The organism is Streptomyces sp. S07_1.15, assembly GCF_020739505.1.
In the GTDB taxonomy this organism is placed as follows: domain Bacteria; phylum Actinomycetota; class Actinomycetes; order Streptomycetales; family Streptomycetaceae; genus Streptomyces; species Streptomyces xinghaiensis.
In genome coordinates this window covers 2,177,020-2,192,994 of the sequence record NZ_JAJBZK010000001.1, presented here as the reverse complement: position 1 = coordinate 2,192,994, position 15,975 = coordinate 2,177,020, and the positions used below count along the sequence as shown (strand labels likewise).

Here is a 15,975-nt window from a genome sequence, read left to right as displayed (position 1 = left end):
GATCGTCCGGCCCCTGATCACCCGGCCCCCGATCACCCGGTCTCCGGCCGTCCGCCCCGTCCCGGCCGGTGCCCGGCCCGGCGCTCAGCCGCCCATCCCCATCCCGCCGTCCACGGGGATCACCGCCCCGGTGACGTAGCCCGCCGACTCGTCCGCCAGCCAGGCCACGGCCGACGCCACATCGGCCGGGGTGCCGATGCGCGGCACGGGGTTGCGGGCGACGATCTCCTCCCGGTGCTGCTCCCGCAGACCGCGGGTCATGTCGGTGTCGACGAAGCCGGGGGCGACGGTGTTGACGGTGATGCCGCGGCGCCCCGTCTCGCGGGCGAGCGAGCGCGCGAGACCGACCAGACCGGCCTTCGAGGCCGCGTAGTTGGCCTGGCCCGCGTTGCCGGAGAGACCCACCTCCGAACCGATGAAGACGATCCGGCCCCAGCGGGCCCGCAGCATCGCCGGCACGGCGCGGCGCGCGCAGCGGTAGGCGCCGACCAGATTGGTGTCGATGACGCGCCCGAAACGCTCCTCGGTCATCAGCGCGAACGGGGTGTCCCAGGTGATGCCGGCGTTCGCCACCAGGATCCCGACCGGTCCGAGGTCGCGCTCGACGGCGGTGAACGCCTCCTCCACCTCCTCGGGGGAGGTGACGTCGCAGCGCACCCCGTACAGCTTCTCCGGGGCGCCGCCCCGGTGGGTGACCGCGACCCGGTGGCCCGCCGCGGCCAGCGACTCCGCGACGGCCAGGCCGATGCCCCGGTTGCCGCCGGTGACGAGAGCGGTACGCGGCTGAGTCATGGCGATCCCCCGGACATCGGCAATATGTGACTCTAGTATAACTGACATTGACTCTGCTTGACTCGTGGAGACCCGTGGAGGATCACATGCCCGGAACGGAAGCCCCGGGGCCCCGCCTCGCCGGCGCGGAGGGCGTACTGGAGGGACCGGCGCTCGACCGGCGGATACTCGCCGCGGCGCGGGCGCTGCGCGAACACGGCGTCCGCACCGGCGACCGGGTGCTGATCCAGGGCGACAACTCCACCGGCTACGTGGTGGCGCTGCTCGCCCTGACCCACCTCGGCGCCTGCGTCGTGCCGGTGGACCACGGGCAGTCCGCGGCCGGCACCCGCGCCGCCGCCGAACAGGCCCGCGCCCGGTGGCTCCTCTGCCGCACACCGCCCGCCGCCCCGCCCCCCGGCACCCACGTCCTGAGCTACCCGGGGCTCGGCGAGGGCCTGGCGCCCCTGCCCGGACGGCCGGACCCCGCCGGCTGGTTCGCCCGGCCCGACGCGGTCGTGCTGTGGTCCTCGGGCACCACCGGCAGACCCAAGGGCATCGTCAAGTCCGGCGCGGCCGTGCGCGACAACACCGAACGCACCCTCGCCGGCATGGGCTACCGCTCCGGCGACGTCCTCGCCCCGCTGCTGCCCTTCTCCCACCAGTACGGCCTCTCGGTGATCCTGCTGTGGTGGCTCTCCGGCAGCACCCTCGTCGTCACCCCGTACCAGCGGCTGGACCGGGCCGTCGCCCTGGCCGCCGCGCACGGGGTGACCGCCGTGGACGCGGCCCCGTCCACGTACCACGCCCTGCTCGGCCTGGTGCGCCGCCGCCCGGCGGTCCGCCCCGGCCTGGACGGCGTACGGATCTGGGGAGTCGGCGGCGCCCCGCTGGACAAGCCGCTCGCCGAGGCGTTCCGCGCCGCCCTCGGACGGCCGCTCCTCGACGGCTACGGCCTCTCCGAACTCGGCAACGTCGCCCTGGCCACCCCGGGCCGCCCGGTGGGCTGCGGCCGTCCGCTGCCCGGCGTCCGGGTGCGCGTCAGGGCGCCCGGCGGCCGGCTCGCGGCCCCCGGGGAGCCGGGCGAGATCGAGGTGCTCTCGCCCGGTCTGATGGCCGGATACCTCACCGGCGAGGGGGAGCTGACCCCGGTGGACCGGGAGGCGTGGTACCGCACCGGCGACCTCGGCCGCCTCGACGAGGACGGCAATCTGCACGTCACGGGCCGCCACCACGCGGTCCACCGGCTCGGCCACACCCTCTTCCCGGAGAGCCTGGAGCGGAAGGCCGAGAGCTGCGGGCGGCAGGTCAAGGTGGTCGCGGTCCGCGACCCCCGGCGCGGGCACGCCCTGCACTTCTTCGTCGCCGACCCGGAGGCGGGAGCCTCGCTGGACTGGCGCCGGCGGATGGCCCCGCACCTGGCCGAGTTCGAACAGCCCAACGCCGTCCACGTGGTGGAGCGGTTCCCGGTGAACCCCAACGGCAAGGTGGACACCGCGGCCCTGCGCGAACTGATCGGCACGGGCGACCGGCACGCGCTGACCGGGGCCGGCTGAGCGGCGCGGACCGCCCGGCGCCGGCCCCGGCCCCGGCGGCCCGCGCCGGGGCCGGGGCCGGGGCCGGGGCGCCGGGCGCGTCAGGAACGGCGCAGCACCAGGGAGGCGTTGTTGCCGCCGAAGCCGAAGCTGTTGACGACCGCCGCCGCCATCCCCGGCACCGGCAGCGCGCTCCGCGGCAGCACCACCCGGCGCGTCTCCTCCGGCGCGGAGAGGCCCGGGGTCGGCGGCACCACCCCGGTGCGCAGCGCCATCGCGGCGGCGGCCACCGCGGGCACCCCCGAGATGTGCAGCAGATGCCCCACCGCGCCCTTGTGCGAGCTGACCGGCAGAGATCTGGTGCCCGTCCGGCCGCTGACCTCCTCGATCGCCCGCAGCTCCGCCGCATCGCCCTGCGGGGTGCCGGTGGCGTGCGCGTGCACGTAGTCGGCGTGCTCCACCCCGGCGTCGTCCAGCGCGTCGCGCAGGCAGCCGGCGACCACGTCCGCGTCCGAGGCGACGGCCTTGCCCGCCGAGACCCGGCACGCGGCCCCGGCCACCACCGTGTCCGGGGCCAGTCCCCGGGCGCGGGCCGTGCTGCCGTGCTCCAGGACGATGGCGCCGCCGCCCTCGCCCAGGGAGATCCCCGCGCGCCCGGTGTCGAACGGCCGTGCCGCCGTCCGGTCGATGGCGCGGACGACGGCCATGCTGGCGTATTCGTAGCGGTTGAGCGCCGTCCCGCCCGCCACCACGACGGTGGTGGCCGCCCCCGAGCGCAGCGCGTCCCGGCCCAGGCTGATCGCGAAGACCGTCGAGGCGCAGGCCTGGGTGATGTGCACGGAGTGCCCGCCCTCCAGCACCCCGGCCGGCACCGGGCCCATGAACTCGTCCTGCTCCTCGCGAAGTCCGCCGTCCCCGCGCAGCGGCGACTGCCCGACCAGGACCACCAGGGAGCGGTCGGGCAGCGCGCCCAGGCCCGCGGCCCGCAGGGCGTCCTCGGCGGCGGCCAGCGTGTACGCCTGCTTGCGCGCCGGGCCGCCGGCCGGGAAGCCGGAGATCTCCCCGACGGCCTCGCCCCGGTAGCAGTCCGCCGCGAAGCGCCGCGCGGGGGCCAGGGCCGAGCGGCCCTCGACGAGCCCGCGCCAGTAGGCGCCGGTGCCGCGGCCGAACGCCGTGAGCAGTCCGATGCCGCTGATGACGATGTCGTCACGCATGGGCCCACTGCCTTTCGGTCGAGGACAGAGCGGTGAGCAGCGCGGAGGGGGTGGCGACGGTGTCCGGGGGCAGGGCGGGCGGGGAGCCGGCGCCCCAGACGGCGGCGACCGCGAGCGAGCCCGGGGCCAGCGGGTCGTCACCGGCCAGCACGGCCGGCTCGCAGATCACGGCCGCCGGGTGGTCGGCGGTGGCGGCCAGCCGCAGCACGGACTGCGCCGGCACACCGGCCAGCAGATAGCAGTTGCCCCGGTGCCCGGCGGCGGTCAGATACGGCCGTACCAGCTCCGAGGTCTCCGGCCGCACGGAGTCCGAGGGGCGGAGCCGCCGTTCCCGGTCGTGGCAGCGCTCGACGAGCCGGCGGGCCGCGAAGACGCTGTAGTCGTCGCAGAGCACGTACAGCGGCGCGGTGGAGCGCAGCGGCTCCGGGAGTAAGGAGAAGGCCGCCTCCAGCACGGCCGACACCGCCTCACCGGCGGTCCGCCGCAGCACGGGCACCCCGGCGAGCAGGGATTCCCCCGTCGCCCTCGACACGGTGGCCAGTACTTCCTGGTCGGTGGAAGCCAGCGCTATCCGTGCCGGTATGTCTCCCGTTCGATGTATCCGGGCCGCCATCAAGTCCCCCTTGCTCGCCCAAGATAGTCATACTGTTTCACGCCATCTTGAGTGCAGAGTCATGGTGTGTCAAAGGTTCCGGCCGGCCTGCGGGGCGTCACCGCGAGCCGGCCTCCCGGGCGGCCCGGGGGCGCGGGGCGGGGGAGAAGCCGTGAGCGCACGCGGGGGTTCGTGCGCTCACGGCGTCCTGGGGGGCCGGGACGAGGCCCAGCCGGTGGGCGGCGACCGCGGCGGTCACCCGGTTGCGCGCGCCGAGCTTCCGCCGCAGCGCGCTCACATGGTCCTTGACCGTGCCGGTGCCCAGGTCGAGGCAGGCGGCGATCTCCGCGTTGGACAGCCCGGTGGCCACCAGCGCCAGCACCTCGCGCTCACGGCACGTCAGCCGCCCGGCCGCCGCCGGCATGCCCGGCGCCGCGCCGGTACCGGCGGCGCCGACACCGAGGTACTCGTCGATGACGGCGCCGCGGACGGCCGGGGCCAGCACGGTCCCGCCCGCCGCCACCACGCGCACCGCGTCGACGAGGGTGGCCGGGGCGATGTCCCGGAACAGCAGGCCCGCCGCGCCCTCCCGCAGCGCGTGGACCATCCGTTCGCCCGTGTCGGCCGGTGTGAGCAGGGCGACGGCGGGCGGAGCGGGCAGGGCGCGCACGCCCCGCAGCACGGCCGTCCCGTCGCCCACGGACCCTCCGGCACCCAGCAGCAGGACATCGGGCGCGGTCTCCGCCACGGTGGCGACCGCTCCGCGGCCGTCGTCCTCGCCCACCACCCGTATACCGTCGGTGGACTGCAGGATCTGCCGCAGCGCCGTTCTGACCAGCGCCTCGCCGTCGACCACCACGACGCGTATCACGTTCCGCCCTTCGTGACGTCCGGCCCGCCCGGGGACCGGGACCGGCCCGGACCCGGTCATCCTCGGATGCGGCGGCCCGGCCGCGGCCGGGCTCAGGTGTCCTTGACCGTGCCGGACCCGGTGACGGACTGGTACAGGCCGACGATGAGCAGCGCACCGCCCACGAACATCAGCACCACCCCGACCTTGGTGAGGGTGAACACCGGGATCTCCACGTCCCCGGTGAACAGCCACAGGGCCAGACCCACCACGAACGTGATGGCGCCCTCGATCAGGTTCTTCATGGATGAAGCCATCGTTGACCGCTCTCCTCCGGTTTGACTGTCTGTGACATCCGGCGTCTGTCTCCAGACTAGGAGCGGTGAAGGCGCAGGTCGTCCGCCCGCCGGAGGAGTCCGGCTACATCCTTCGATGCACGGGACGGCGGCAACGGGCTTGCGCGACGGGCCGGTTCGGGCCGGGGTACGGGGCGGGCGCGGAACGGTGCGGGACGGTCGCGGGGACGGGCCGGCGGGGGCGCCGGCCCGGCGCGGTTGCGGCTGTACCGGCTGTACCTGCGCCGCCGGTACAGCCGGCCGTGCGCCGGCCCGGCTGCCTCAGCGCTCGCCGCCCGGCACCCACAGCACGTCCCCGACCTCCTTGTTGGCCACCCGGGCCAGGATGAACAGCAGGTCGGAGAGGCGGTTGAGGTAGGTCGCCGTCAGCGCGTTCATGATCTCGCCGTGCACCTCCAGCGCCGCCCACGTCGAGCGCTCGGCCCGCCGTACCACCGTGGTCGCCTGGTGGAGCAGCGCGGCACCGGGCGTACCGCCGGGCAGGATGAAGCTGCGCAGCTTCTCCAGCTGCTCCAGGAAGCGGTCGCAGTCCGCCTCCAGCTTGTCGATGTAGCTCTGCTCCACCCGCAGCGGCGGGTACTGGGGGTTCTCGGCCACCGGGGTCGCGAGGTCCGCGCCCACGTCGAAGAGGTCGTTCTGGACGCGGACCAGGACCTTGACGACCTCCTCCGGCAGCGAGCCCAGGGCGATGGCCGTGCCGATCACGGCATTGGCCTCGTTGGCGTCGGCGTACGCGGCGATCCGCAGATCGGTCTTCGCGGTGCGGCTCATGTCGCCCAGCGCGGTGGTGCCGTCGTCGCCGGTACGGGTGTAGATACGGGTGAGGTTGACCATGGCCCGAGCCTAAGGCCGCCCCGGGCGGCGGTCGTCGAGCGCCCCGGGGCGCGGTGCGCGCGGCGGTGTGAGGTCCGTCATGTGAGACGTGATGCGCGTCTCTTGGCCTTTCGACCGGCCCCCGGCGGCCGCTAGGGTCCCGAGTGGGAGATGTCGCGGCTCCCGCCGGCGACCGTGCCGGCACGGACCGGCACAGGCAGGTGTGAGGAGGCGGGACAGTGGCAGACCATCCCGCCGTCAGCGCGGCCGCGGTGCCCGCCGCCGGCGCCGAGCGCCCGGCGTCACACCGGCACCCGGGCATGGACGAGGACCGGTGCGGGAAGTCGGTGCGGGAGTTCCGCAACACCGTCGTCGCCGCCGTGGCGGCCGGCGACGCGCCGCGGGACCGGTGCCGGTGATCCCGGCGCCGAAATGCCCGCGGAGTACTACACCTTCCGCGGCGGAAGCGCACCTCCGGATCACCCACCCGGGTGAAATCCGTATCGGTTCGCTTACAGATGGCAACTATGCTGCCTGAGAGGTAGTCAGTTCTGTAGACCTTGACCGGGCCGTTCCGACCAGGCCACCGCAGCACTTTCCGGGAGCGCATATGCATATCAGGGGCGACCATGCCGAGCTGGTCGTCGGCGGCCGCCTCGACGTGCGCAGCGCGGCGGACGCCCGCGCGGCCCTGCATACGGCGGTGGACTCCGGCCGCGGCGACCTGCTGCTGGACCTCAGCGAACTCGACTCCTGGGACGCCACCGGACTCGGCGTGATCATGGGAGTCCACCGGCGGGCCGGCCGCGCCGGCCGGCGGCTCGTGCTCCGCGGTGTGCCGCCGCAGCTGCAGCGGGTCCTTGTCGCCACCCGTCTGCACCGCATCCTCGCCATCGAGGGCGGCCTCGCCGCCGAGGCCCTGCCCCGGGTCTGAGCGCCCGCCCGCCGGAGGAACGCGGTTCCCCGGCCGCCTCCGTCCCGGCACGGCGGCACCCTCTCCCCCACGGCGCGCTTCCGCGCCGGATTCCCGCTCCGCAATCCGCGGGCCCGGCGGTGCCGTGAGGGGCCCCGTGCGCACTGCCGTGACCAGTGCGACTGCCGCTTTACCTCACAAACACATGACGTTCGCGTTCGCAGGCCCTCCCGCTGTTTCCCGGAGCCCGTACGACCGTCTAAAGTGCGGGACGCGCGGCATCCCACACTCCGCGACGCCCCCCGGACCACGCGACGGCTGGGGGCACCCCCCGGCCCCCGCCGGGGGAGTGACCGGCCGGGAGAGCATCGGCACGCGACGTACCTGGGGGCTTCACCATGGACCCGAACCACCGTGGGCCGGACGAGCACGGCCACCACCACGACGACCGTCCGGGCGCACGGCACGACGCCGAGGGCACGCCCGGCCCTCCGGAGTTCCACCGGCGCGAGGCCGCGCTGCCCGTCCCGGCCAAGGCCGCCCGTTCCGAGCTCGTCGCCGGTGCCCCCACCCCCGCGCCCGTCCGCACCACCACGCTGACCGCCGGCGAGTACCTGCTGACGGTCAACCCGCTCGACGGCAGCGAGGTCGAGGCCTGCCCGCCGGACCGGCGCCCCGCCGCCCCCGCCCGCCGCACCCCGGCGGAGCGCGCCCGCCGCGGCCGTGCCACCCCGCCGCCGGTGCCCGCCGGCCCGGCCGTGCCCGCCGCCTCCGCCACCCCGCTGCTGGAGCGCGCCGAGGAGCGGATACGGCTCCGCGGCCTCCTCGCCCGCGGCCGGTCCGTCCGCGTCACCGGCCCCTCCGGCTCCGGCCGCACCGTCCTGCTGGACGCCGTGGCCGAGGAGTGCACCGACCTCGCGCCGGACGGGGTCGTCCGGCTCTCCGGCCACGGCCGCACCGCCTCGGACCTGCTGTACGACCTCTTCGACGCGGTGTACGACGCCCCCGGCCACCGGCCCGCCCGCGAGGACCTGCTCGCCCACGTCCGCGGCATCGGCGCCGTCGTCGTCCTCGACGACCTCGGGTGCGGGGGCTCCGCGCTCGGCGAACTCCTCGACGCCACCCCCGAGTGCGCCTTCCTCTTCTCCGCCACTCCCGACGTGGCCGCCCCGCCCGCCGACGCGCACGTGGAGGAGGTGTTCCTCCCCGGCCTCAGCCGCGGCGCCTGCACCGAACTGCTCCGGCACGTCGTGGACCGGCCGCTGGAGGAGGACGAGGAGGCCTGGGCCGGAGACCTGTGGTTCGAGTCCGAGGGCCTGCCGCTCCGCTTCGTCCAGGCCGGCGCCCTGCTCAGGCAGCGGGACGCCCTCCGCGCCGACCCGGGCGCCTTCGGCGGCCCCGGCCCGGAGGACGAGCCGCACACCGAGGGCGCCGAGGACCGACCGGCCGCCGTGGACTCCGTCAGCGGCCCGGAGGGCACCGAGGCCGCGGCGGCGGTGGCCGTACCGCTGCCGACCCTCGCCGAGGCCGCCGCGCCCGCCGCCCTGCTCGCCTCCCGGCTGAGCGAATCCGCCCGCGAGACGCTGCGACTGGCCCTCGCTCTCGGCGGCGACTGCCCCCACCACGCCCACCTCCCGGCGCTCGCCGGCGACAGCCACGCCGACGCCGCGCTCGGCGAACTCCTCGCCTGCGGCCTCGTCACCCCGGTCGCCGGGCACTACCGCCTCGCGTCCGGCGTCGCCACCCAGCTGGAGGCCGCCGGCTACGGGGAGGGCACCGCGGACCGGGCACACCTCGCCGGCCGGCACTACGCCTGGTGGGCGGGCCACCCGTCCGTCCTCCCTGAGCGGGCCGCCGCCGAGTCCGAGGCCATGCTCGCGGCGATGGCCGTCCTCGTCTCCGGTGAGGAGCCCGGCCACCCGAGCACCGCCGTCCTGCTGGCCCGCACGGCCGCACCCGTGCTGGCCGCCGCGCTGAACTGGAGCGCCTGGGAACGCGCCCTGCGGCACGGACAGGAGGCCGCCAGGATCTCCGGGGAGGTCGCCGAAGAGGCGTACTTCCATCACGAGTTGGGCGTCCTCGCGCTCTGCACCGGCAAGCTCGACCGGGCCCGCGCCGAGCTGGAGGCGTCCATCGCGCTCCGCGGCGTCCTCGCGGACCGGCGCGGTGCCGTCTCGGGCCGCCGGGCGCTCGCCCTCGTCGAGGACAAGGCGGGCGGCTTCGACCACGCGGCGGGTGGCGCGGTGCCGGGAGACGAGATCCCCGCCGCGCACGCCGAGGAGTCCGCCACCCCGCCCGGTGCCGTCACCAGCGCCTTCGGCGCACTCACCGCCGGCCGGGCATCGGACACCGGTGCCACGGCCGTGACGCCGGCGCTGGTGGCCGGCGGCGCGGGTGCCGCAGCGGGTGGCCGGCCCGGCACCGCCAAGGGCTCCGGCCGGGGACCCGGCCGCCCCCTCACCCTGCTCAAGGGCGCCCGGCGCAACATCGCCGCCGTGAGCGCCGGGGCCCTGCTCACCGCGGTCCTGGGCACCGTGGTGACCCTCGGCGCCACCTCCGGGGGCGAGGACGGGCCCCCCGACCGGGTCATCTCCGAGCAGTCCGCCAACGAGGACGACGGTGGTGGCGGCCTCCCCGCCGAGGAGCCGACCGAGGACTCCACCCGGGGCCCGGAGCCGGTGGAGAGCGGCCGGGCCGGAACGGACGCGCCGGCGTCGGAGAGCCCCGACCCCAGTGCTTCGGGGGAAGGCGGCCCCTCGGAGAGCGACGGCCCCAGCGCGTCCGGGACGACGGGGCCGGGCGGCTCCTCCGGCGGTTCCGGGGGATCGGGAAGCTCGGGCGGATCGACGGGCGGCTCGGGGAACTCGACCCCCACCAAGAAGCCGCCCACGAGCGAACCCCCGGAGGAATCCCCTTCCGGGGAACCGACGGACGACCCGACCGGCGAGGAGCCGACCAGCCCCTCGCCCACCGCGAGCGGCGGCACCACCAACACGGCGAGCGAGCCCGCGCCCGTCTCCCCGGTCGGCGGCGGCACGGCGTCGGCCTCGACCTCCGGGACAACGCCGATGTCCGCGTCGACGCCCGCCGACGCGGGCGGGGCGACGGGTACCGGCGAGGAGCCCCCGGTCATCTGAGGCCGCGTGCCGCGCGGCGCCGGGGGCTGGGCGCGCGGGCTCAGAAGAGCCTGAGCTTGTCGTCCTCGATGCCGCGCAGGGCGTCGTAGTCGAGCACGGTGCAGCCGATGCCGCGGTCGGTGGCGAGCACCCGGGCCTGCGGCTTGATCTCCTGGGCCGCGAAGATGCCCCGTACCGGCGCCAGATGCGGATCGCGGTTGAGGAGTTCGAGGTACCGGGTGAGCTGCTCGACACCGTCTATCTCGCCGCGCCGCTTGATCTCCACCGCGACGGTCCCGCCGTCGGCGTCCCGGCAGAGGATGTCCACCGGCCCGATGGCAGTGGGGTATTCACGCCGAATCAGCGCATAGCCTTCGCCCAGTGTCTCGATCCTGTCGGCGAGGAGTTCCTGGAGGTGCGCTTCCACGCCATCCTTGATCAGGCCCGGGTCAACTCCCAGTTCGTGGGAGGAGTCGTGGAGTATTTCCTCCATGGTGATGATGAGCTTCTCGCCCGCCTTGTTCACCACCGTCCACACGGCGTCGTCACCCTCCTTGAGGGTGCACGGCGGAGACATCCAGTTGAGGGGTTTGTAGGCCCGGTCGTCGGCGTGGACGGACACACTGCCGTCGGCCTTGACCAGGATCAGCCGGGGCGCGGAGGGCAGATGGGCGGTGAGCCGGCCCGCGTAGTCGACGGAGCAGCGAGCGATGACGAGACGCATGGCCCGCACGCTACTCGACCGTCCCGCCTCCACGCGATTCGCCCTGGATGGGCCCCTTCGGCGGCTGGCTGGTTGTCACCATTCTCCTGGTGCGGCCGGAGGGAGCGGCATACCGTGGATGCGGGAAGTCGTCGTCCGGGCACGCTCCGTCGCGGCTCCCCTTCGCCGTCCGAGGACCCCCTGCGGGGGTGCGAGAGGAGAACCCCATGTCGCTGGACGTCTCACCGGCCCTGCTCGAACAGGCCGAGCGAGGGGAGGTCGATGAAGCGGAGTTCGTCGACTGCGTCCGGACCTCCCTGCCGTACGCATGGGAGATGATCAGCTCTCTGGTGGCCCAGCTCAAGGTCGACGGCGGGGAGTTCGCCGACAACCAGGTGCCGCCGCCAGACGAACAGGCGCGTGGCCAGCTGCTCCGAGCGCTGGCGAGCGACGCGATACGCGGGGCTCTGCAGCGGCACTTCGGGGTCCGGCTGGCGTTCCAGAACTGCCACCGGGTGGCCGTCTTCCCGACGGCCGGTACCTCCGACGAGAGGCTCGCGCGCTTCACCTCCGTACGGGGCCAGATCCTGAACCAGTCGCCCCGGCTGCGCGACTGCTGAGAGCTCCCGGCGCCGCCCCGCACCCGGAACGTTTCCGGTCGCGGGGCGGCGCGGTGCCGTGCCGTGCTGTGCCGAGGTGCGGTGGACGGAGGCCGCGGCTCAGGTGAGCAGGGGGAGCACCTCGGCGCCCAGCCGCCGGACGTTCTCCTCGGTCGCCGCGAGATCTCCCGACCCCTCCACCAGCAGGGCGAACCGGCTGATGCCGGTGCGCTCGGCGGTGGCCGCGAGCCGGTCGGCGCAGAGCCGCGGCGGGCCCACCGGGTGGAGCGCGCAGAGGAGTTCGGTGTACGCGCGCGGATCGCGCATCCGGCGCTCCCGGCCGTCCACCGTGACATGGGCCTCCAGTCCCTGGCGCAGCCAGCCGGGCATCGCCTTGAGCAGCGCCTCGGCGGCATGGTCGCGGGAGTCGCCGATCTGCGCCACACCGGCCGAGACATGACCGGCCGCCGCGATCTCCTCCGGGGGCCGGCCCGCCTCCCGGGCGCAGTCGCGCCAGAAGGCGACCATGCCGGCCTTCTCCTCGTCCCCGCAGTGCATGCCCAGGAGCATCGGCAGACCGCGCTCGGCGGCGAGCCGCACACTCGCGCGCGAGGTGCAGGCCACGACCACCGGCGGGCCCTCGGCCGGCTCCAGCAGCTCCCTCGGGCGCGGCACCACCGGCACCTCCCGGAAGCCGAACCGCTCGCCGTCGGCCGCCACCCGGGGTTCGCGCAGCCAGCGCAGCAGCAGGTCCAGCGATTCGGGGAAGCCCCGTTCGTAGGCCGCGAGGCCCGCGTTGAACACCTCCAGGTCCACCCAGGGGCCGCCGCGGCCGACACCGAGGGTGAACCGCCCGCCCGAGAGGACGTGGAGCAGCGCCGTCTGCTCGCCGAGCGCCACCGGGTGCGTGGTCGGCAGCACGCTGACCGCGGTGCCGACCCCGATCCGGCGGGTGCGGCCGAGCAGCAGCGCGGCGAGCGTCACCGCGGACGGGCACACCCCGTACGGCACGAAGTGGTGCTCGGCGAGCCAGACCGCGTCCAGCCCCGCCCGCTCCGCCTCCTCCGCCGTGCACACGGCGCGGCGCAGCGCCTCGTCCGCTCCCTGGCCGGGGAACTGCGCGGCCAGTACAAAAACTCCTACCTGCATCGCCTTCTGCCTCCTCGCGGACGGCGTGCTGCCTCCCCTATCGGCAACAACGCCCGACACGTGCCAAGGGCACGGTCTCCCGTGAAGTTCTGCTGATTATCTGGGTTATTGGGGATTCCGAGGATTTCGGGCGATCGGAGGCGGTGATACGGTTTTCTGCGGATCCGGTACCGGGGCGGGCCCGGCGCGTAGGCTGGGGGGCGGCAGACCGTCCACCCTTCGGATACCCCGCGAGGTGCAGCCCGTGTCCCCCCGTCGTAACCGCCCCCGGGGCGGCGGCAGCAAGCCCACACCGTACGGCGGCGGCCGCCGCGAGGGGGAGGAAGAGGAGACCCCGTTCGGCGCCTGGGGCAGAACGGAGAGCTGGCGCGGCGAGGAGTGGGTGGTGCGGCCGGTCGGCGGCTCCACCGCGGCCAAGCGGTACCGCTGCCCCGGCTGCGACCAGGAGATCCCGCAGGGGCAGCCGCACGTGGTGGCCTGGGCGCAGCTGGGGCCGGTCGACGACCGGCGGCACTGGCACCGGGCGTGCTGGAACGCCCGGGACCGCCGCACCACGCGGGTGCAGCGGTCCCGTAACGCGCCCCGGTACTGATCCCCGGCGGGGCCTCCCGGGCCGGCCTCAGACGTCCCGCTTCTCCAGCGCGGCGTAGGCGCCGGCGAGCGCGACCGCCGTGACGACGGCCAGCAGCAGGAGCTGGCTCAGCCCGTCGCCGCCGTCGTTGACCCGGTGCAGCGCGGCGAGGGAGTTGATGGCGTTGTACTCCAGGATCTTCTCCGCCGCGGGCCGCATGCTCTCCGAGAAGAGGAGGAACGCCGGCAGGATCGCGGGGAGCAGGACCACGCCCAGCATCGCCGTGATGGCCCCCGCCGAGTGCCGCAGCAGGGTGCCGACGGCGAGGGCGAGCAGGCCCAGCAGCGAGACATAGAGCCCGGCGAGGACCGTCGCCCCGGCCCACTGCCCGCCGTCCGCCGAGGCCACTCCCGGCCCGCTGTGCATCCCCGCGCCCATCAGCGCGGTGAGCGTGCAGACCGCCGTGGTGACCGTCCACGAGACCGCCAGGAAGACCAGCACCTTGGCGGTCAGCACCCGGGAACGCCGGGGTGCGGCGGTGAGGGTGGTGCGGATCAGGCCGGTGCCGTACTCCGAGGTGATCACCAGCACGCCGAGCGTGACGACGCAGATCTGGCCGAGGATCAGCCCGAACAGGCCGTTGGCGATGGGTGCCTGGGTCCCGTAGTCGCCGTCGTCGGTGAAGACGTTGATCAGGAAGCCGATCCCGAGCACGAGGAACGCCAGGACGGCCAGCGTCCAGACCGTGGAGCGGACCGAGCGGATCTTGGTCCACTCCGCGGCGATGGCGTGCCCGAGATGGGCGTCGCGCACCGGGATCGGCGAGGCGTACCCGCCCTGAGCGGGCAGCGGCCCGTGGCCGCCGGGCTGCTGGTGCCCCTGCTGCGGGTGGGCGCCGTACGGCTGGTGCGGCTGCGCGTGCGGCTGGTGCTGGTCCGGGTGCTGCATCTGCTGCGGCGGTACGGGGGCGGGGGCCTGCCCGTACGGTCCCGGTGCGGCGGAGGGCGGGACCGCCGGGGCCTGCCCGGGGGACTGCTGCGCCCGCGGCTGTGCCGGTGCCGGTGTCTCCGTGGCCGGCCGGTGGCCGCGGGGGTCCTCTCCCCGGTCCTGCGACGGCTGGTCCCCTGCCCGCCGTTCCGGGGCGAGTCGCACGGTGTCCCGCGGTCCGGGGGCGGGCTGTGCGGCCGGGGGCCGCTGCTCCGGTGTGCTGCTCGCCGGGGGCGCGGACGGCTGGTCCTGCGGCGGGGTGGCCGGGCTTCCGGGCTGCGGCTGGGAGGGGGTCGTCATCGGGCTTCCTCGGTGTCACGCTTCGTCAGGTCGGGGCCGGGGGCGGCGCCGTTCGGCGCGGCGGACGCCGGCGGCACGGCGGGAACCGGCTGCGGCGCGGCGTACGGATTCGGCTGCGGCGGTCCCGGGAACGGCCCGGGTGCGGCCGTCCCGGGCGGCGGGAAGCCGCCCGGCGGCGGCGCCTGGCCCGGCGCCTGGCCCGGGTGGCCCTGCGGTGCGTAACCGGGCTGCGGCAGGTAACCGCCCTGCGGGGCGTACCCCGGACCCGCCGGGCCCGGTACGGCCGCCCGCAGGCCGGCCCGCGGGTCGAGGGTCGAGCGGTAGTCGACCGCCCCCTGCGTCATCTGCATATACGCCTCTTCCAGCGAGGCCTGGTGCGGCGAGAGCTCCCAGAGGCGGACGTCCGCCTCGTGCGCCAGGTCGCTGATCCGCGGCAGCGGCAGGCCCGACACCCGCAGCGCGCCGTCCTGTTCGGGAAGGACGTGGCCGCCCGCCCCGCTCAGCACGGCGGTCAGCTTCTCCCGCTGCTCCGGAGCGTCCACCGGGGTCCGCACCCGGGCGAACCCGGCCGAGTGGTGCGCGATGAAGTCCCGGACGCTCATGTCGGCGAGCAGCTGCCCGCGGCCGATCACGATCAGGTGATCGGCGGTCAGCGCCATCTCGCTCATCAGATGGCTGGAGACGAAGACCGTCCGGCCCTCCGCCGCGAGGCCCTTCATCAGATTCCGCACCCAGAGGATGCCCTCCGGGTCCAGGCCGTTGACCGGCTCGTCGAAGAGCAGCACCTGCGGATCGCCGAGCAGGGCCGCGGCGATGCCGAGCCGCTGCCCCATGCCGAGGGAGAAGCCCTTCGACCGCCGCCGGGCCACGTCCTGCAGGCCCACCACGCCCAGTACCTCGTCGACCCGGCGGGCCGGGATGCCGGACAGCTGGGCGAGGGAGAGCAGATGGTTCCGGGCGCTGCGCCCGCCGTGCACGGCCTTCGCGTCCAGCAGCGCGCCGACCTGGCGCGGGGCGTTGGGCAGTCTGCGGAACGGATGACCGCCGATCGTCACCCGCCCGGCCGTGGGCGCGTCCAGGCCCAGGATCATGCGCATCGTCGTCGACTTCCCGGAGCCGTTGGGCCCCAGGAAACCGGTCACGGCCCCCGGCCGTACCTGGAACGACAAGTTGTACACGGCCGTTTTGGCGCCGTAGCGCTTGGTCAGGCCGACTGCCTCGATCATGCTCCGCCCCTCGCCGGATGGGTCGGGGGCCGCGCGGGTCCGGTGGTCCGGCGCGCAGTCCGAGTGGTGTGGTGCCCCCTGAGGTCCCACGAGACTACCGGCGAACGGGCCGGGCACCACCGCGGAGCCTGCCCCGGCCCCGCAACGGGCCGCGCGGCGGGGCGTGTTGACCCGGCCCGGGGGTACGGCACGGGCCCGCGCCGCCCCCCGGACACCACGGTGCCCCCCGACACCCGGGGTGGCGGGGGGCACGGCATGGGCTCGGGGGCGGGACGGGACG

At 75.3% G+C, this 15,975-nt stretch carries 16 protein-coding genes; 6 read left to right on the top strand and 10 right to left on the bottom strand.

Features of this window, described 5'->3' with window-relative positions:
- Positions 1-84: 84 nt before the first annotated feature.
- Positions 85-792, bottom strand: coding sequence for a 3-oxoacyl-ACP reductase FabG (gene fabG, locus LIX60_RS09195; protein ID WP_227958009.1), 708 nt, complete (start codon positions 790-792; stop codon positions 85-87).
- A gap of 86 nt (positions 793-878) precedes the next feature.
- Between fabG and LIX60_RS09190 the strand changes: the two genes are divergently transcribed.
- Positions 879-2,327, top strand: a complete 1,449-nt coding sequence (locus tag LIX60_RS09190) for a class I adenylate-forming enzyme family protein (protein ID WP_227958008.1) — start codon at positions 879-881, stop codon at positions 2,325-2,327.
- A gap of 80 nt (positions 2,328-2,407) precedes the next feature.
- On the opposite strand, the gene LIX60_RS09185 is transcribed toward LIX60_RS09190, so the two are convergent.
- From LIX60_RS09185 to LIX60_RS09165, 5 genes are all read right to left on the bottom strand, one after another.
- Complete coding sequence (locus LIX60_RS09185; RefSeq protein ID WP_227958007.1) at positions 2,408-3,520, bottom strand: beta-ketoacyl synthase N-terminal-like domain-containing protein; 1,113 nt, start codon at positions 3,518-3,520, stop codon at positions 2,408-2,410.
- Positions 3,513-4,133: a hypothetical protein gene (locus LIX60_RS09180; protein WP_227958006.1), complete on the bottom strand. Its 621-nt coding sequence runs from the start codon at positions 4,131-4,133 to the stop codon at positions 3,513-3,515. Before LIX60_RS09180 ends, LIX60_RS09185 begins: the two co-directional genes overlap by 8 nt.
- A 97-nt stretch (positions 4,134-4,230) precedes the next feature.
- The gene (locus LIX60_RS09175; protein ID WP_227958005.1) at positions 4,231-4,983 is read right to left on the bottom strand and encodes a response regulator transcription factor; all 753 of its coding nucleotides are present in this window, start codon (positions 4,981-4,983) and stop codon (positions 4,231-4,233) included.
- Positions 4,984-5,075: 92 nt separating this feature from the next.
- Positions 5,076-5,279 carry a DUF5708 family protein gene (locus LIX60_RS09170; RefSeq protein ID WP_227958004.1) on the bottom strand — a complete coding sequence of 68 codons (204 nt, stop codon included), beginning with the start codon at positions 5,277-5,279 and terminating at the stop codon, positions 5,076-5,078.
- 300 nt (positions 5,280-5,579) lie between these two features.
- Entirely contained in the window at positions 5,580-6,152 is a 573-nt protein-coding gene (locus LIX60_RS09165) for a cob(I)yrinic acid a,c-diamide adenosyltransferase (RefSeq protein WP_043459643.1), read from the bottom strand.
- A gap of 218 nt (positions 6,153-6,370) precedes the next feature.
- On the opposite strand from LIX60_RS09165, the gene LIX60_RS09160 reads away from it, so the two are divergent.
- The 3 genes from LIX60_RS09160 to LIX60_RS09150 all read left to right on the top strand — a co-directional run bounded on the left by LIX60_RS09160 (position 6,371) and on the right by LIX60_RS09150 (position 10,181).
- On the top strand, positions 6,371-6,550 hold the full coding sequence (locus LIX60_RS09160; RefSeq protein WP_227958003.1) for a hypothetical protein: 180 nt from the start codon (positions 6,371-6,373) through the stop codon (positions 6,548-6,550).
- Positions 6,551-6,741: 191 nt separating this feature from the next.
- Complete coding sequence (locus tag LIX60_RS09155) at positions 6,742-7,065, top strand: STAS domain-containing protein (protein ID WP_227958002.1); 324 nt, start codon at positions 6,742-6,744, stop codon at positions 7,063-7,065.
- 377 nt (positions 7,066-7,442) lie between these two features.
- Positions 7,443-10,181 carry an ATP-binding protein gene (locus LIX60_RS09150; RefSeq protein WP_227958001.1) on the top strand — a complete coding sequence of 913 codons (2,739 nt, stop codon included), beginning with the start codon at positions 7,443-7,445 and terminating at the stop codon, positions 10,179-10,181.
- Positions 10,182-10,221: 40 nt separating this feature from the next.
- Here LIX60_RS09150 and nucS read toward each other — a convergent pair whose 3' ends face one another.
- A complete protein-coding gene (gene nucS / locus LIX60_RS09145) occupies positions 10,222-10,884 on the bottom strand; it encodes an endonuclease NucS (RefSeq protein ID WP_019709987.1) in 663 nt (220 codons plus the stop codon).
- A 206-nt stretch (positions 10,885-11,090) separates the two neighbouring features.
- On the opposite strand from nucS, the gene LIX60_RS09140 reads away from it, so the two are divergent.
- On the top strand, positions 11,091-11,483 hold the full coding sequence (locus LIX60_RS09140; protein WP_227958000.1) for an SCO5389 family protein: 393 nt from the start codon (positions 11,091-11,093) through the stop codon (positions 11,481-11,483).
- A gap of 99 nt (positions 11,484-11,582) precedes the next feature.
- Here LIX60_RS09140 and LIX60_RS09135 read toward each other — a convergent pair whose 3' ends face one another.
- On the bottom strand, positions 11,583-12,611 hold the full coding sequence (locus tag LIX60_RS09135; protein ID WP_227957999.1) for an LLM class flavin-dependent oxidoreductase: 1,029 nt from the start codon (positions 12,609-12,611) through the stop codon (positions 11,583-11,585).
- A 244-nt stretch (positions 12,612-12,855) separates the two neighbouring features.
- On the opposite strand from LIX60_RS09135, the gene LIX60_RS09130 reads away from it, so the two are divergent.
- Positions 12,856-13,203, top strand: a complete 348-nt coding sequence (locus tag LIX60_RS09130) for an ATP/GTP-binding protein (protein ID WP_227957998.1) — start codon at positions 12,856-12,858, stop codon at positions 13,201-13,203.
- Between the two features lie 27 nt (positions 13,204-13,230).
- On the opposite strand, the gene LIX60_RS09125 is transcribed toward LIX60_RS09130, so the two are convergent.
- Positions 13,231-14,469, bottom strand: coding sequence for an ABC transporter permease (locus LIX60_RS09125; RefSeq protein ID WP_227957997.1), 1,239 nt, complete (start codon positions 14,467-14,469; stop codon positions 13,231-13,233).
- Positions 14,466-15,695, bottom strand: coding sequence for an ABC transporter ATP-binding protein (locus tag LIX60_RS09120; RefSeq protein ID WP_227957996.1), 1,230 nt, complete (start codon positions 15,693-15,695; stop codon positions 14,466-14,468). Before LIX60_RS09120 ends, LIX60_RS09125 begins: the two co-directional genes overlap by 4 nt.
- Between the last annotated feature and the right edge of the window lie 280 nt (positions 15,696-15,975).

Coding starts and splice junctions, on each gene's coding strand:
- LIX60_RS09140 (WP_227958000.1), top strand. CDS start 11,091: ATGTCGCTGGACGTCTCACCGGCCCTGCTCGAACAGGCCGAGCGAGGG.
- nucS (WP_019709987.1), bottom strand. CDS start 10,884: ATGCGTCTCGTCATCGCTCGCTGCTCCGTCGACTACGCGGGCCGGCTC.
- LIX60_RS09185 (WP_227958007.1), bottom strand. CDS start 3,520: ATGCGTGACGACATCGTCATCAGCGGCATCGGACTGCTCACGGCGTTC.
- LIX60_RS09170 (WP_227958004.1), bottom strand. CDS start 5,279: ATGGCTTCATCCATGAAGAACCTGATCGAGGGCGCCATCACGTTCGTG.
- LIX60_RS09120 (WP_227957996.1), bottom strand. CDS start 15,695: ATGATCGAGGCAGTCGGCCTGACCAAGCGCTACGGCGCCAAAACGGCC.
- LIX60_RS09165 (WP_043459643.1), bottom strand. CDS start 6,152: ATGGTCAACCTCACCCGTATCTACACCCGTACCGGCGACGACGGCACC.
- LIX60_RS09150 (WP_227958001.1), top strand. CDS start 7,443: ATGGACCCGAACCACCGTGGGCCGGACGAGCACGGCCACCACCACGAC.
- LIX60_RS09135 (WP_227957999.1), bottom strand. CDS start 12,611: ATGCAGGTAGGAGTTTTTGTACTGGCCGCGCAGTTCCCCGGCCAGGGA.
- LIX60_RS09155 (WP_227958002.1), top strand. CDS start 6,742: ATGCATATCAGGGGCGACCATGCCGAGCTGGTCGTCGGCGGCCGCCTC.
- LIX60_RS09125 (WP_227957997.1), bottom strand. CDS start 14,469: ATGACGACCCCCTCCCAGCCGCAGCCCGGAAGCCCGGCCACCCCGCCG.
- LIX60_RS09190 (WP_227958008.1), top strand. CDS start 879: ATGCCCGGAACGGAAGCCCCGGGGCCCCGCCTCGCCGGCGCGGAGGGC.
- fabG (WP_227958009.1), bottom strand. CDS start 792: ATGACTCAGCCGCGTACCGCTCTCGTCACCGGCGGCAACCGGGGCATC.
- LIX60_RS09180 (WP_227958006.1), bottom strand. CDS start 4,133: ATGGCGGCCCGGATACATCGAACGGGAGACATACCGGCACGGATAGCG.